Raw genomic sequence first — 14190 nt, 5'->3', positions numbered from 1 at the left:
CCGAAAACGGGCCACGGGCGCCGGTCAGCCCGCCGGCGTACGGAACGTCTGCAGGAACGTCTTCAGCGCCAGCCGGTTGGCGGTGTCGTTCCAGGTGGCGGCCGGGGTGGTGAAGCGCAGGGAGAAGCCGTCGCCGCCGCCCGTCAGGAAGCCGCGCCCGAAGGTGTGCACCCGCCCGTCCCCCGTACCGGCCAGCCACTCCAGGTCGGCGGCCTCGTGGCCCCGGTAGGTGGTCGCGCGGACGGTGCCGACGCGGTGGTAGCCGGGCAGCCGCCGCAGATCCGGTTCGACGTCGTCCCGCCAGACGGCGACCGGGTCGGCACCCACGTGCTCGCTGTGGGTGACGGCCAGCGTGGGGGAGGCGCCGTCCCGGCCGAAGGTGACGCGGTAGGCGCCGGTGGCCCGGCTGGTGATCAGCCGCTTCCAGCCGCCGGGCAGGGCCACGGAGAAGCCCTCCGGGGCGGTGTAGGGGCGGTAGCCCGCCGGGAGGGCGGGCGGGCTGCTCGGGGTGGGACTCGCGGAGGGCGTCGCGCTGCCGCCGCCGGTGTGTCCGCCGGTGGGAGCGGCCGAGGCCGAGGGACGGTCCGGTGCCTGCGCGGTGCCGGTGCCCGGAAGCTGGTGGGTCGCGGCCAGGACGGCGGCGGTGACGGTGAGGACGGCCAGCGCGGTACCGGCCGCCAGGGCCCGTCTGCCGTGCTCCCGCCCGGCGAGGCGCACACCCGCGTACGCGCCGCGCAGCCGGGGCACGGGGGCCGGCTGCCGGTCGGCGTCGGCGTCCTCGTCGAGGGTCCGGATCAGGGCCTCGCGGACCACCGGCCGGGTCAGCCGCTCCCGCGAGTTCTTCCGCAGCAGCCCCTGCACGGCCTGGGTGAGCGGGCCCGCGCGCAGGGGGGTGCGCAGTGGTAGCCGGTCCACGGCCTTCAGGGTGGCGTCGGGCCGGCCGCGGTCCCGGAACGGCGGCCGGCCCTCCACCATCGTGTACAGGAGCGCGCCCAGTGCCCACAGGTCGGCGGCCGGCCCGATGCGCTCGTCGCGGGCCTGCTCGGGCGAGGCGTACGACGGTGCCGTGAGCCGGGGCACCAGTGTCGCGCCCGCCAGCCCGAACCCGGTGACGACGACGGGGCCGCTGTCCCGTACGAAGACCTGGCCGGGGCTGAGCTCGCCGTGGGTGATCCCCTCGTCGTGCGCGGCCTGGAGCACATCGAGCAGCTCCAGGCCGATCCGCGCCGCCCGTGCCGTGTTGAACGCCCCCTCGCGGTCCAGGAGTTCGGAGAGCGGCGTGCCGTCGATCCATTCGGTGACCGTCCACAGCGTGCCGGCCTCCACCACGGCGTCGACGACCGGGGCGACCTGGCCGGGGCACAGCAGCCGCATGGTCTCGCAGGTCCGGATGACGCGGGCCGTGACCCGGCGCGCGGTGTCGTCGGCGGAGGGCTCCGGCAGGGCGGTCTGGGCCACCAGCCGGGGCTGCTCCGCCGCGACGTCCTCGGCGTACCACCACAGGCGGTTCGTCTCCCGGGCGAAGACCTCCAGGAGCCGGTAGCGTCCGGCGACCAACTCGTGTGCGGAGACATGCGCCTTGACCATGGTCATCCCTCGCTGGAACCCCTGTTGTGTGTCTCACAGAGGTACGCGGGAGGCGCGGGGGTGCGTTCAAAGAATCCGTGGATCGGGCCGCCTTCCTGCCTTTTATTCAACTCTTCGAAGCGGCTCGCGGGTTGGGATGGCCGCACCCGACGGTCGTTCGACCTGCGGGTAACCGAGGGTAAATTGCCGGGTGCGGCCGGTCTCAGAGCAGTGCGAAGCTCTCGGCCCAGCCGGTGAGTTCGCGCGGTGTCGTGTTGCCGCCGCACACCACGAGTCCGATCCGGGCGCCGTCGCCGACCCGTGCCACCACCTCGCGGGCCGCCGGCAGCAGACAGCCAGCGGCCGGCTCGGCCCACACCTTGGCGTGGTCGGCGAGGTCCAGGGAGCCCTGCACGGCGTCCCGGTCGGAGACCACCAGCACCTGCTCGACCAGCGCGGACACACGGTCGTACGTCAGCTGTGACACGGCGGGCGGGCTGAGCGGCGTGACCAGGGACGACAGGGGCACCGGCACCGGCCCGCCCGCCTTCAGCGCCGCGGACATGGCCTCGGCGCCCTCGGTCTCCACGCCCCACACCCGCACGCCGGGGCGGGTGGCGGCGAGCGCGGCCGCGACCCCGGCGATCAGCCCGCCGCCGCCGATGCTGACGACGACGTCCGTGGGCGCGTCGGCGTCCTCGACGTCTTCGGCCAGCTCCAGCCCGACCGTGCCCTGCCCGGCGATCACCACCGGGTCGTCGAACGGGTGGACCAGGGTCAGCCCCTCGTCCCGCAGCCGCGCCACCAGCTCGAAGGCGCTGTCCATGCCGTCGGTCAGCCGCACCGACGCCCCTTCCTGCTGCACGATCCCGATGGAACGCGCCGGCGCGGTACGGGGCATCACCACGGTCGCCTTCACCCCCAGGGCCGCGGCCATCGCCGCGAGGGCGATCCCGTGGTTGCCGCCGCTGACCGCGACCACGCCCGCAGCCCGCTCGGCCTCGCTCAGCGACAGCAGCTTCGCCGCCGCCCCGCGTGCCTTGAACGAACCGGTGCGCTGGAGCAGTTCGAGCTTGGCGGTGACCGGGACGCCGAGCAGCGCGGTCAGGCCCGGGCTCGGTACGGTCGGCGTCCGCACGACATGCCCGGCGATCCGCTCCGCCGCGGCTTCGATCTCCGTGATGCCGATCAAGGTGCTTCACCCTTCCGGCGCGGGGGTGGGGACCGCGCCCTCCGCACCCTGACCCGCGGCGACCGGCGAGGTCAACACGGTCTCCCCAGGTCATCACCGGGGCTCACAGCTCGCGGTCCGCCAGGAAGTCCAGCAGCCGGAACAGGTCACCGGTGGCCTCGGCCGCCAGCGGTACGCCCGTCAGCAGCGCCCGGGCCGCGTCCGTGTGCGCACGGGCCCCGGCCAGCGCCGCCGTACGGCCGCCCGCCGCCTCGATCAGCGCGGCGGCCTCCTCGGCCCGCCCCGGGGCGTCGAGCAGCTCGGCAAGCCTGTGGGCCGCCGGGGAGCCGAGCGCGGCCAGCACCGGATAGGTCTTCTTGCGCTCCCGCAGATCGCCGCCCACGGGCTTGCCCGTGACGGCCGGGTCGCCCCAGATGCCGAGCACGTCGTCGACCAGTTGGAAGGCGACGCCGAGGTGCCGTCCGGCCCGGTCCAGCGCGGCCACCGTGGCCTCGGGCGCCCCGCCGAGCGCCGCGCCCAGCGCGGCGGCGCAGCCCAGCAGCGCACCGGTCTTGCCCTCCGCCATGGCCCGGTACTCCTCGGGCGTCACCCGCTCCGGGCCGGTGCAGGGCCGGGCGGCGAACAGCAGGTCGTCCGCCTGTCCGCGCACCAGGTCGGCGAGCGCTCCGGAGAGCAGCCGTACGGCGCCTGCGCCCTGCGGCGCGGCGGCGAGGGTCTCCACCGCCAGCGCGAACAGGGCGTCCCCGGCGAGCACCGCGGGGCCGGTGCCGTACGCCTTCCACACGGCGGGGCGGCGCCGCCGGGTCGCGTCGCCGTCCATGATGTCGTCGTGCAGCAGCGAGAAGGCGTGCACCAGCTCCACGGCGACCGCGGCCGGGATACCGGCCCGCCCGTCGGCGCCCGCCGCCTCGGCGCCGAGCACCGCCAGCGCCTGCCGCACGCCCTTGCCGCCCGGCGCGGCGGCGGGCGCCCCGCCGACCTCGCACCAGCCGAAGGAGTATGCGGCCATCTCGGCCACCCAGGGATGCAGCCGCCCCACCGCCTCCCGCAGCGGCGGCTGCACCAGGTCCCGGCAGCGGGCGAGGACGTCGGCAGCGGCGGGCGGAGCCTGTACGGCGGTCACCGGGCGGCCTCCGCGTCGAGGCCGAACTCCTCCTGGGCCCGGGCCACCATCTCCCGGGCGTGCTTGAGCCCGCTCCGCTCCAACGTCCGGGCCAGGTCGGCGAGTTCGGCAGCCGTCTCGGCGCGGTCGCGGCCCAGCTGTGCCAGCGACTTGGCCAGACCCAGCCGGGCCAGTGCCGCACCGCGCGGCTCGCTCATCGCCCGGAACTCCTCCAGCGCCAGCTCGTACAGGTCCCGCGCCTCGGCGTAACGTTCCGCCCGGTACAGGACGTTGCCGCGCATCTTGTGGTTGTAGGCGAGCGCGCTGGAGAGGTTCATCGCCCGGCAGCCGGCCTCCGCACGGGACAGCAGCTCCAGCGCCCGTTCGGTGTCCTTGTCGCGCACCGAGAGGATGTCGGCGAGTCCGCGCAGCGCCCAGGCGTGCCCGCGCCGGTCCTCCGCCCGCTCGGCTATCTCCGCCGCCTCCTCGAACAGCGCGTACGCCCGGTCGTGGTCGCCGGAGTTGCGGTGCATCTGCGCGATGCCCTCCAGTGCCCACACCGTGTGCCGGGCCTCACCGCGCCTGCGGGCCTCGGCCAGCAGCTGCTCGTGCAGCCGGCCGACCGCGTCGTAGTCGCCCTGGATGCGCCCGGTCTCCGCGAGACCGGCCAGCGAGTACCCCCGGCAGACGATGTCACCGCCCCGCTCCCCGAGTTCGGCCGCGAGTCCGAGCAGCCGCCAGGCGAGCGGGAAGGCCCCGCGCTGCCGGGCGAGGGTGCCGCCGCTCCACAGCGCCCACGCCATCGCCGCGGTGTCGCCTGCCTCCCGGGCGGCGCGGTAACTGGCCTTCCAGGCCCGGTCGGCGTCCCCCACATGACCGAGTCGCCGGTGCGCCTCGGCGACGGCGAGCCCGCAGCGGGCCGCCTCGGCCGGGCGCCCGGACCGCTCGGCCTCGCGCAGCTTCTCGGTGCCCTCAGCCAGCACATCGACCAGCGAGGAGTTCACGGACAGGGTGGTCAGGGTGCCCTGGTACTCCGGGGCGAAAGCCTTGCCGTACATGCGTACCTTTCTATACACGCAGCGTATACATCGCGTGTATAGCACGTCGGAAATTCGCCCCGGCCGAAGGACCGGGGCGTGTCGGTCTGTTGCCGATCAAGACGCAGGCTCGGCGAACGGGGTTGCCCGTGCGACACGGATCACCATGTGAAGTTTCAGTGTTGCTGGGCCTTCTGCGGGGTCAGTTCGCTCGGGCGCACCACGACGAAGCCCTCGCCCTGGAGCATCAGCTGCACGGCCTCGCCGGAACCGCCGCGCAGCATGGACCCGATGGACTGGGAGCGGTGCAGCGAGGTCTGCAGATGCGCCGTCCAGCCCACCACCGCGTCCGTGTCGACGTACACCGGGGACTGCGCGGAGACCGGGATCACCAGCGGATTGCCCTCGCAGACCAGGCCGAGCCGGCCCTGTCCGCTGAACACGCTGTTGAACAGACCGCCGCCGGCTATGCCCGACCCCTTGACCGTCTTGATCTCGTACGTCAGCGAGGCGTCGAAACACAGCACGTTACGGCCGTTGACCGTGAACCGGTCGCCGGCCTCGACCTCGACGAGAAAACAGTTCTGCGCCTCGTGTGCGAACCAGGCCTCGCCCTGCCCGCGCACGGCCATGAGGGGCAGCCCCTCGCCGGTGACCGCGCGCTTCAGCATGCCGCCGACGCCCTGCCCCTTCCGTTCGAACTTCAGTTCCCCGCGATAGGCGACCATCGCGCCCTGGCGGGCGTACATCTCGCCGTGCACCGCGTACTTGATGCACTTCGCGTTCTCGACGGACATGCCCGGCTCCACGGCCGGCTGCACCATGTGCTCACTGGAAAAGAGATCACCCTTCATGCGGGGCATGGTGTCCCGGAGGGTGCCATTCCGCCAAGATCACGGAACGTGCCCGGTCAGCCACCGAACAGCTGGGCCCAGTAGGTGCCGGCCCGGCCGCCGCCCGCGAAGCCGACGCCCAGGTGGCCGAACTCCCGCTTGAGGATGTTGGCGCGGTGACCGGGGCTGTTCATCCAGCCGTCCACGACCTCGGCGGGGGAGCGCTGGCCGCAGGCGATGTTCTCGCCGATCGTGCGCCTGCGGGACCCGGCGGCGCGGGCCCGGTCCCAGGGCTGGGAGCCGTCGGGGCAGGTGTGGTCGTAGAAGTCGCGGGCCACCATGTCCGCGCAGTGCGCCTGGGCGGCGGCCGTGAGCAGCGGGTCCGCCGCCAGCGGGGGCAGTCCGGCCCGGCCGCGTTCGGCGTTGGTGAGCGCGACGACCTCGGCGGCTGTGCCCGACAGTGCGACCGGGGTGAGGGGAGCGGCCCACAGCGCGGTCCAGTACCGGTCGCCGCCGTCGGCGTGGGCCAGGGCGGCGTGCCGGAAGGCCGGGTCGAGCAGGGTGTGCCGGGAACGTGCCGACTGCAGGCAGTAGTCCACGAACCCGGCCGGGGTGCGCGGGCCGGAGACGAGGTGCTCGCCCACGGTGACGTACACGTATCCGGCGGCGGTGATCCGCTGGTGCACCGAGACACCGTCCCGCCCCTCGCCGCCGAGCCGCCCGGCGTCCGCCATGGCCCGGGCGTGCGACCGCGCGGCGGAGAGGAGGCGCGGATCGAGGGCGACGGCCGGGGAACGGGCCTGCGCACGGGCCGAGTTGACCAGGCGCAGGAAGTCGTCCGCGGCGCCTTTTGCGAGCCGCGGTGCGCGGGTGGCGGTCATGGCCGGCCGGGTGGTGTGGCTGCGCGCATCCGGTGCGGCGGACGCCGTCGGCCCGCCGTCGTCCGTGACCTGCACCCCGAAGTCCCGCGCGAGTCCCGCCAGCCCGTCCGCGTACCCCTGCCCGATCGCCCGCAGCTTCCATCCGGTGCCCGGCCGCACATACAACTCGGCGAGCAGCAGCACGGTCTCCGGACCGGGGCGCGGCGGCGCGAACCGGGCCACCGTACGCCCGGCACCGTCCGTGACCTCGAGCCGGGGGGCGGGCAGCCTCCCGAGCGGCGTACCGGGCTCGGCCGCGCTCACCACCACCGTGACCCGGCACGCACCTCCGCGCAGCCGGCCCGGATCGACGGCCAGGGTGTCGCCACTCAGCCGGACACCGGGCGCCTGAGCCTGGTTGTAGAACACGAAGTCCGCGTCGGACCCGACTTTTCCGTCCGCCCCCGTGACGAGAGCGGACACGTCGAAGTCTCCGGCCACCCGCAGCCGCACCATCCCACCGGGCAGCGCCAGATTGCCCCCGGGCACCAGCTCGCTCGTCACGCAATGGACAACGCCCGGCCCCTGTCGGAAGGTTCCACCTCCTCACGGGCATGAGGAACCGCGCGACAAGCCCACACGCTCCCGGACCCGCAACGGTGGACGACCCCCTACCCCTTGGCCGCCCCCTCCCCGCAGAACCCCGCCTCCAAGGCCCCCGCCAACGCATCCGACACCTTCCCGTTGTTGGAGGTGTTGGCGACAGCCGTAACCCTCCGCGAACCGTCCTGCGTGGCGAAGGCATACGTGTAGTACCCCTGCACCACCCCCGTGTGCCCGTACACCGACACCCCGCACGACAGGTCACGCCGCCGCAACCCCAGCCCGTACGCCGTCGTACCGTCGACCGGCGTGAACCGCTCCATCTCGCCGAGCCGCGCGGCGGACAGCAGCCTGCCGCCGAGCAGCGCACCGTAGAAGACATCGAGATCCCGCGCGCTGGAGATGATCGCCCCGGCGCTCTGCGCCCACGACACCGTCTGGTCGGTGGCGTCGACCAACGGCCCACCGCCCTGGTCCGGGGTGAGGTATCCACGCGCGTACCGGCCCGGAATGGCGGTCGAGGGATGGACATAGAACGTGTCCCGCAGCTTCAGCGGCTTGAAGATGCGGTCCTCGTACTCGGTCCGCACGGGGTGCCCGGCGAGTTTCTCGATGAGCATGCCCGCCACGACGAAGTTGGTGTTGGAGTAGGAGTACGCGGCGCCGGGCTCGTTGGTGAGCGGCTTCTTCAGGGAGAGGCCGACCAGCTGGCGATAGGTGAAGACCTTGTTCCGCACCGCCTCGAAGCCGGACACGCTGTCGGCGAACAGGTCGTTGGTGTAGTCGTAGAGGCCGCTGCGGTGGCTCAGCACGTCACGGACCGTGATCCGGTCGTCCGGCAGCAGTCCCGGCAGGTAACGGTTGACCGGCGCGTCGAGCGCCAGCCGGTCCTCGTCGGCGAGCTGCAGCAGGACGACGGCCGAGAACGTCTTGGTGACGCTGCCGACGCGGAAGCGGTCGTCGGCGGTGAGGGCCCGCCGGCTGCTCCGGTCGGCGACTCCGCGCGCCGCCTCGTACGTCCGGCCCGGGTCGTCGATCCGGGCCAGCGCGCCCGGCGCGCCCCGGTCCACCGCCAACCGCAGTGCCGCGGCGAGTCCGGCGGTGTCGGGAGCCGGGAGCGCCGCTGCCGCCGGCGTGTCCGCCTCTGCGGTAGCGGCCCGCGCCGGGACCGCCAGGAGCGACAGCGCGACCGCCCCGAGGAGCACGCCCCGCCCCACCGTTGCTGAGATCATCCGGCACCCACCTTCAGCGATACGCATCCCTACGGCGCTTGATGCGACGTCGGTCACATTCCGGCCCTGGAACCTAGGGGATGGGGACGACGTCTCCACAGCCGACACACAGTTGGTCAGCTACTGATCACTCTGTGGCGTGCATTTGTAAAGGATTGCCCTAGAAGGTCGCGAAATCGATCATTCCGCCTTTACGTGCACATGACTGGTCCGTAAGGGTTGCGCCTCGGGGCCCGACCAGCCCCCGTGACGCCCAACCGCGTCGCGCGCCAAGGCGGTTGGTGATCCCGGCTGCCTTCGAACGAAGGAACCCTGATCAGTGCGTAGACCGCACATACGCAGCGTCGCCGTCGCCATCGCGGTGACCACCGCTGCCACAGGCCTGGCCGGTACGGCCTTCGCGGGTCCCTCCACGGGTGCGGAGCGGTCCACCGCCTCCGCCGTCACGAACGCCACGGCGGTGGTGGAGGCGGCGCGCACCGCGGCCTTCGCCCACGCTTCGGCGACCGGCGTCTCCCAGGGCGACGACCTGCACGCCCAGGACGTGATGCTCGACCCCGAGGGCGCCCGGCACGTCCGGTTCGTCCGCACGCACGACGGTATGCCCGTGCTCGGCGGTGACCTCATCGTCCACCTCGACGACGAGCTGGCCTACGCCGGCGTGACCCGCGCGGCCGGACACACCGTCAAGCCGGCCACCACGCAGGCCAAGCTGACCGCGGACCAGGCCGCCGCCAAGGCCGCCCAGACCGCGAAGGGCGACGCGGGCACCGCCCAGCTCGTCGTCGACGCCCGCGACGGCGCTTCCGCCCTGGCCTACCAGGTGACCGTGACCGGCCAGGACGGCTCCAACACCGTCGTCGTCGACGCCGTCACCGGCAAGGTGCGCAGCAACACGCCCGACAGTGACGAGTTCCTGTCGCCGAAGCTGCTCGAGAGCCTGCGCAAGCACGGTGAGACCGCCGACCCGGCCACCGGCATCGGCTCCGCCTCCCCGGCGGCCGGCCTGCTCGGCTCCGGCGCCACGGCGAGCTACCCGTCGGCCGCCAAGGGCACCGGCAAGACCCTCTTCGTGGGCAGCGTCGGCCTGACCACCACGCAGACCTCGCGCGGCCACTACCAGCTCAAGGACCCGAGCCGGTACGGCACCGAGACGCGTGACGCCAAGGGCTCGACCACCGAGAAGTTCGGCTCGGGCGCGAAGTTCACCAGCACGACCAACGTGTGGGGCAACGGCACGACCGCCAACCGTGCCAGCGCCGCCGCGGACGCCCAGTACGGCATCACCAAGACGCTGGACTTCTACAAGTCCACCTTCGGGCGCAAGGGCATAGCCAACAACAGCAAGGCCGCCCAGGGCATGGTCCACTGGGGCAAGAAGGTCGCGAACGCCTTCTGGGACCCGACCTGCAACTGCATGCTCTACGGTGACGGCGACGGCCAGATGTTCAAGAAGCCGCTCGTCGTCCTCGACGTCACCGGTCACGAGCTGACCCACGGCGTGGTGGACGCCACCGCCAAGCTGGAGCCGACCTACGTCGACCCCGACGGCAACCAGTTCGGTGAGCCCGGCGCGCTGAACGAGTCGCTCGCGGACATCTTCGGCTCCAACGTCGAGTTCTACGCCAAGAACGCCAAGGACACCCCGGACTACCTGATCGGCGAGAAGCTGGGCCTCGCGCAGAAGTTCCTGCGCCGCCTCGACCACCCGTCGCTGGACAAGCTCGAGGGCACGATCGACTACTGGGCGCCGAACGTGTACGACGCCGAGGTGCACGCCGGCTCCGGTGTCTCCTCGCACGCCTACTACCTCCTCGCCGAGGGCAGCGGCAAGAAGACGATCAACGGCGTCAACTACGACTCGCCGACCTACCACCACGCCACGGTCAAGGGCATCGGCCGCACCAAGGCCACCGCCATCTTCTACCGGGCGCTCACCCGTTACATGGTCTCCACGACCGACTTCCACGACGCGCGCATCGCGACGCTGAAGGCGGCCAAGGACCTGTACGGGGCCAGCAGCACCGAGTACAAGACGGTGGACAAGGCGTGGGCCGCGGTCAACGTCACCGCCGCCAACACCCCGTCCCGCCACTGACGGACAGCCGCACCACCGGATGCCCCGCCCCGCGCGGGGCATCCGCATGTCAGGGCTCGCACCCGTCAGGAGAAGACCTACCCGCTTCTGAAGGGGCCTGCGAGCATCACCTATGCTCGGGAACCGGTGCGGGCGCTGTTCGGCAGCCACCGCACGGCGGCCGGGGAACTCGGCGGGGACGCCGAGTACGCCGCGATCGCCGGCGGCCCGCGCGAACGGCTGTACCTGCACGTGGTGAGTCCGAAGACCGGCCGGCTGGAGGAGTGGATGTCCCCGGACGACATCATGACCGGCGCCGCCGCCCTGCTCACCGCCCGCGGCGGGTTCGTCGTGGACCTGCACCGGCGGGACCGGAAACCCACCGAGGTGCGCGTGCGCGGCGTCGGCGGGACCATGACCTCCGTGGGATACGCAGGCACGTCCCGAACGGTCCGCACGCGACCCGGCGGGGCCGTCACACCCCGGGACCTCGCCCCGTGACCGGCCGGCTCGGACGCGTCTGCCGCGTCGTCGCCGCGCTGCTCACGGCCGTCTCCTGCCAGTCCGGGCCCGCCCGGGCGGCCACCCCGCCGCCGTCCGCCGAACGGGCCTCCGGGATCGTCACCTGGGCGGCGAGCGCCGACCGCATGGGCGAGGGCACCACCGATCGGGGCTACCGGCTGATCGTGCACACCAGCGTCGGCGGCACCGGTCTGCGCGTCCGCGTCACCAACGCCTTCGGCGACCGGCCGCTGACCCTGGACAGCGCTTATGCCGGCCTGCGCGGTCAGGGCGCCGCACTGCGCCCCGGCAGCAACCGGCGGCTCACCTTCGGCGGCGCCCGCACGGTCACCGTGCCCGCGGGCGCCGTCGCCTGGAGCGACCCGCTGCCCGGCAGCTGGCCGGCCGGCAGCGACCTGGCCGTCAGCCTGCACGCCCCGGACGCGACCGGCCCGGCGACCGGCCACTGGATGGCCATGCAGACCTCGTACACCGGCCCGGGTGACCACACCGCCGAGGAGAGCGCCCGCGCCTGGGGGCAGACCACCGGCTCCTGGTGGTACCTCGACGCCGTGTCCGTACGGCCGTCCCGCGCGGCCACCGGAGCCGTCGTCGCGCTCGGCGACTCCATCACGGACGGCTGGGCGTCCACCAGCGACGCGGACCACCGCTGGCCCGACTACCTCGCGCGGCGCCTGAACACCGCCCACGCCCCCGTCCAGGGCGTCGCCGACGAGGGCATCTCGGGTAACAAGGTGCTCGCGGACGGCGCCGGGCAGAGCGCCCTGAACCGGCTGGACCGGGACGTGCTCTCCCTGCCCGGCGTCCGTACCGTCCTCCTCTTCGAGGGGGTCAACGACATCAAGGCGCACACCGGCGTCACGGCGCAGGACCTGATCGCCGGGTACCGGCAGATCGCCCAGCGGGTGCACGCGGCGGGGAAGTGCGTGGCCGCCGCCACGGTCGGCCCGTTCGAGGGCTGGCCCGAATGGGACCCCGCCGCCGATGCCGTACGCAGGGAGGTGAACCGCTACATCCGCACCGGCGGGGACTTCGACGCGGTCACCGACTTCGACCGGACCCTGCGCAGCCCCTACGACCCCGCCCGGCTGCTGCCGTTCCTCGACGGCGGCGACCACCTCCACCCCAACGACAGGGGCATGCGCGCGCTGGCCGACACCGTCGACCTCGGCAGTCTCGACTGCACCCGCTGACTCGGCCTGCGGACCCGGTCGGCTCCGGCGCGATCAGCCCGCCCCGGTAGGCGAGCGCCACCGCCGCGTACGGCCGGCGGCGTCCGGCCCGCGTGACCAGCCCCCGACCACCCGCAGCCGCCGACGCCGACGAACCCCCTGTCCAGGAGGCACTCAATCCCGCAACGTCTCCGCCCAGTTCACCGGCACCCGCCCGGCAGGGCCCGGCACCGGCTGTTCGGCGGGATGACTCACGGGCGGCGCCAGTTCAGGCCCCGCGGCGTACAACTCGTCCTTCGCGTAGTTCCAGAACCACTCCTCACCCGGCTCGAAACTCCGGATCACCGGGTGCCCGGTGGCGTGGTAGTGCGCGGTGGCATGCTTCGCGGGGGAGTCGTCGCAGCAGCCGATGTGCCCGCACTGCGCGCACCGCCGCAGATGGAACCACCAGCCCCCGGCCTCCTCGCACTCCACGCATCCCGGACCGCTCGGCGGGACGTCCGGGTCGACTCCGTCGACAGTGCTCATGCGGTTTCCTCCACTTCCTCCGCCGGCGTCTCGGCGGTCAGCGGCAGCAGCACCTGGAAGCGGGTGTCGCCGGGCACCGACTCCACGCGCAGGGTGCCGTGGTGCTTGTTGACGACGATCCGCCAGGAGATGTCCAGGCCGAGCCCGGTGCCCTCGCCGACCGGTTTCGTGGTGAAGAACGGATCGAAGATCCGGTCCCTGACCTCGGGCGGGACACCGGGCCCGGTGTCCCGGAACTCCACCAGCAGCCGCTCGTGGTCGAGCCCGGTCCGCACGGTCAACGTGCCCGTGCCGCCGGCGCTGTTGATGGCGGACACCGCGTTGTCGATCAGGTTCGTCCACACCTGGTTCAGTTCCGCCGGGTACGCGGGCACCGGCGGAACGGTGCGGTCGTACTCCTTGACGACCTTGATGCCGGGACCCCTCTTGCCCGACAGCATCAGCAGGGTGCTGTCGAGGAGTTCGTGCACGTCCACCACGCGGTAGGGCGCCCGGTCCAGCTGCGAGTACTGCTTGGCCGCGTCGACGAGATGCGAGATACGGGTGGTGGAGTCCTCGATCTCGGTCATCAACAGCTCGGTCTCGATGGTGTAGTTGAGCCAGCCCACCGCGCCCGGCAGGATCTCCTCGTCCACCGCCGCCGCGACCTGCTCCAGCCAGTCGACGTCGAGCCCGGCCTGCACGAAGGTGGGTGCCAGCTGCCAGCCGTAGTCGATCCCGTGGTCCTCCAGCCAGTCGGTGAGCGTGTCCTCCCGGTCGCTGGCCTCCAGCGGGCTGAGCACGGGCGCCTTCGCCACCCGCTCCGCGGTGCGCTCCTGGATCTCGATCAGGCTCGCCAACGCGTCACGGGAGAAGGGCCCTTCAGCGATCACCGCGAGTTTGTGCCGCATCTTCGCGACCCGCTCGCGCAGGGTGGCGGTGGCCCGGACCGCTGCTGCCGCGGGGTTGTTCAGCTCGTGCGTGAGCCCCGCCGACAGCGAGCCGAGCGCCAGCAGCCGCTCCCGCTGCCCGATCGCCGCCTGGGTGTTCTTCGACCCGAAGAACAGGCCCTCGAGCAGGTGCGTGGCCATGGGGAACCACTCGGTCATGACGTCCGCGAAGATGTCCGCCGGCAGCACGAAGAACCGCGTCGGCTCCGTCACCCGCATCGAGTTGTTGTAGACCTGCCGCACCCGGTCGCCGAGGTAGGCCTGCATCGCGCCCGCGTACACGCCGCGCTGCGAGGTGCGGGTGACCTCCACGTCGTCGCCGGCGACCCGGCGGGACAGCACGACGGTACCCTCGATCATCACGAAGAAGCAGGTGGCGGCGTCGCCCTCCGTGTACACCGGGCCCGGCTCGAACAGCTCCACCCGCCCTTCGCCGCACAACCGCCCCAGCTGTTCGGGGCTCAGCTTCTCGAAGAGGAAGAGCGAGCTGATCTCCCGGGGACTGCACGGCATGACCCGACCGCTCATGACGTCTCC

12 protein-coding genes are annotated in these 14190 nt (G+C 72.8%); 3 read left to right on the top strand and 9 right to left on the bottom strand.

Annotated features, from left to right (window positions below; all coding sequences use genetic code 11):
* Window positions 1-24: 24 nt before the first annotated feature.
* From ACZ7GZ_RS07635 to ACZ7GZ_RS07605, 7 genes are all read right to left on the bottom strand, one after another.
* Window positions 25-1593: a serine/threonine protein kinase gene (locus ACZ7GZ_RS07635; protein ID WP_471021829.1), complete on the bottom strand. Its 1569-nt coding sequence runs from the start codon at window positions 1591-1593 to the stop codon at window positions 25-27.
* Between the two features lie 196 nt (window positions 1594-1789).
* The gene (locus ACZ7GZ_RS07630; protein WP_471021826.1) at window positions 1790-2758 is read right to left on the bottom strand and encodes a threonine/serine dehydratase; all 969 of its coding nucleotides are present in this window, start codon (window positions 2756-2758) and stop codon (window positions 1790-1792) included.
* A 103-nt stretch (window positions 2759-2861) separates the two neighbouring features.
* Window positions 2862-3881, bottom strand: coding sequence for a polyprenyl synthetase family protein (locus ACZ7GZ_RS07625; protein ID WP_471021825.1), 1020 nt, complete (start codon window positions 3879-3881; stop codon window positions 2862-2864).
* The gene (locus tag ACZ7GZ_RS07620; RefSeq protein ID WP_471021824.1) at window positions 3878-4918 is read right to left on the bottom strand and encodes a tetratricopeptide repeat protein; all 1041 of its coding nucleotides are present in this window, start codon (window positions 4916-4918) and stop codon (window positions 3878-3880) included. The genes ACZ7GZ_RS07625 and ACZ7GZ_RS07620 overlap by 4 nt, the downstream gene beginning before the upstream one ends.
* 155 nt (window positions 4919-5073) lie before the next feature.
* Window positions 5074-5751, bottom strand: a complete 678-nt coding sequence (locus ACZ7GZ_RS07615) for an AIM24 family protein (RefSeq protein WP_471021822.1) — start codon at window positions 5749-5751, stop codon at window positions 5074-5076.
* 56 nt (window positions 5752-5807) lie between these two features.
* On the bottom strand, window positions 5808-7106 hold the full coding sequence (locus ACZ7GZ_RS07610; protein WP_471022221.1) for a CAP domain-containing protein: 1299 nt from the start codon (window positions 7104-7106) through the stop codon (window positions 5808-5810).
* A 155-nt stretch (window positions 7107-7261) separates the two neighbouring features.
* Window positions 7262-8425 carry a serine hydrolase domain-containing protein gene (locus ACZ7GZ_RS07605; protein ID WP_471021820.1) on the bottom strand — a complete coding sequence of 388 codons (1164 nt, stop codon included), beginning with the start codon at window positions 8423-8425 and terminating at the stop codon, window positions 7262-7264.
* 319 nt (window positions 8426-8744) lie between these two features.
* Between ACZ7GZ_RS07605 and ACZ7GZ_RS07600 the strand changes: the two genes are divergently transcribed.
* The 3 genes from ACZ7GZ_RS07600 to ACZ7GZ_RS07590 all read left to right on the top strand — a co-directional run bounded on the left by ACZ7GZ_RS07600 (window position 8745) and on the right by ACZ7GZ_RS07590 (window position 12217).
* Window positions 8745-10523 (top strand): M4 family metallopeptidase, encoded by a 1779-nt coding sequence (locus ACZ7GZ_RS07600; protein WP_471021819.1) that lies wholly within the window; start codon window positions 8745-8747, stop codon window positions 10521-10523.
* Between the two features lie 126 nt (window positions 10524-10649).
* On the top strand, window positions 10650-11003 hold the full coding sequence (locus ACZ7GZ_RS07595) for a hypothetical protein (protein ID WP_471021817.1): 354 nt from the start codon (window positions 10650-10652) through the stop codon (window positions 11001-11003).
* The gene (locus ACZ7GZ_RS07590; RefSeq protein WP_471021815.1) at window positions 11000-12217 is read left to right on the top strand and encodes an SGNH/GDSL hydrolase family protein; all 1218 of its coding nucleotides are present in this window, start codon (window positions 11000-11002) and stop codon (window positions 12215-12217) included. The genes ACZ7GZ_RS07595 and ACZ7GZ_RS07590 overlap by 4 nt, the downstream gene beginning before the upstream one ends.
* 153 nt (window positions 12218-12370) lie before the next feature.
* On the opposite strand, the gene ACZ7GZ_RS07585 is transcribed toward ACZ7GZ_RS07590, so the two are convergent.
* Window positions 12371-12724, bottom strand: a complete 354-nt coding sequence (locus tag ACZ7GZ_RS07585) for a UBP-type zinc finger domain-containing protein (protein ID WP_471021813.1) — start codon at window positions 12722-12724, stop codon at window positions 12371-12373.
* The gene (locus ACZ7GZ_RS07580) at window positions 12721-14181 is read right to left on the bottom strand and encodes an ATP-binding protein (RefSeq protein WP_471021812.1); all 1461 of its coding nucleotides are present in this window, start codon (window positions 14179-14181) and stop codon (window positions 12721-12723) included. Before ACZ7GZ_RS07580 ends, ACZ7GZ_RS07585 begins: the two co-directional genes overlap by 4 nt.
* Between the last annotated feature and the right edge of the window lie 9 nt (window positions 14182-14190).

This window comes from Streptomyces sp. NPDC037288, from assembly GCF_055603265.1.
Note: the sequence above shows the minus strand (reverse complement) of the source record. Positions and strands in the feature narration are given on the sequence as shown.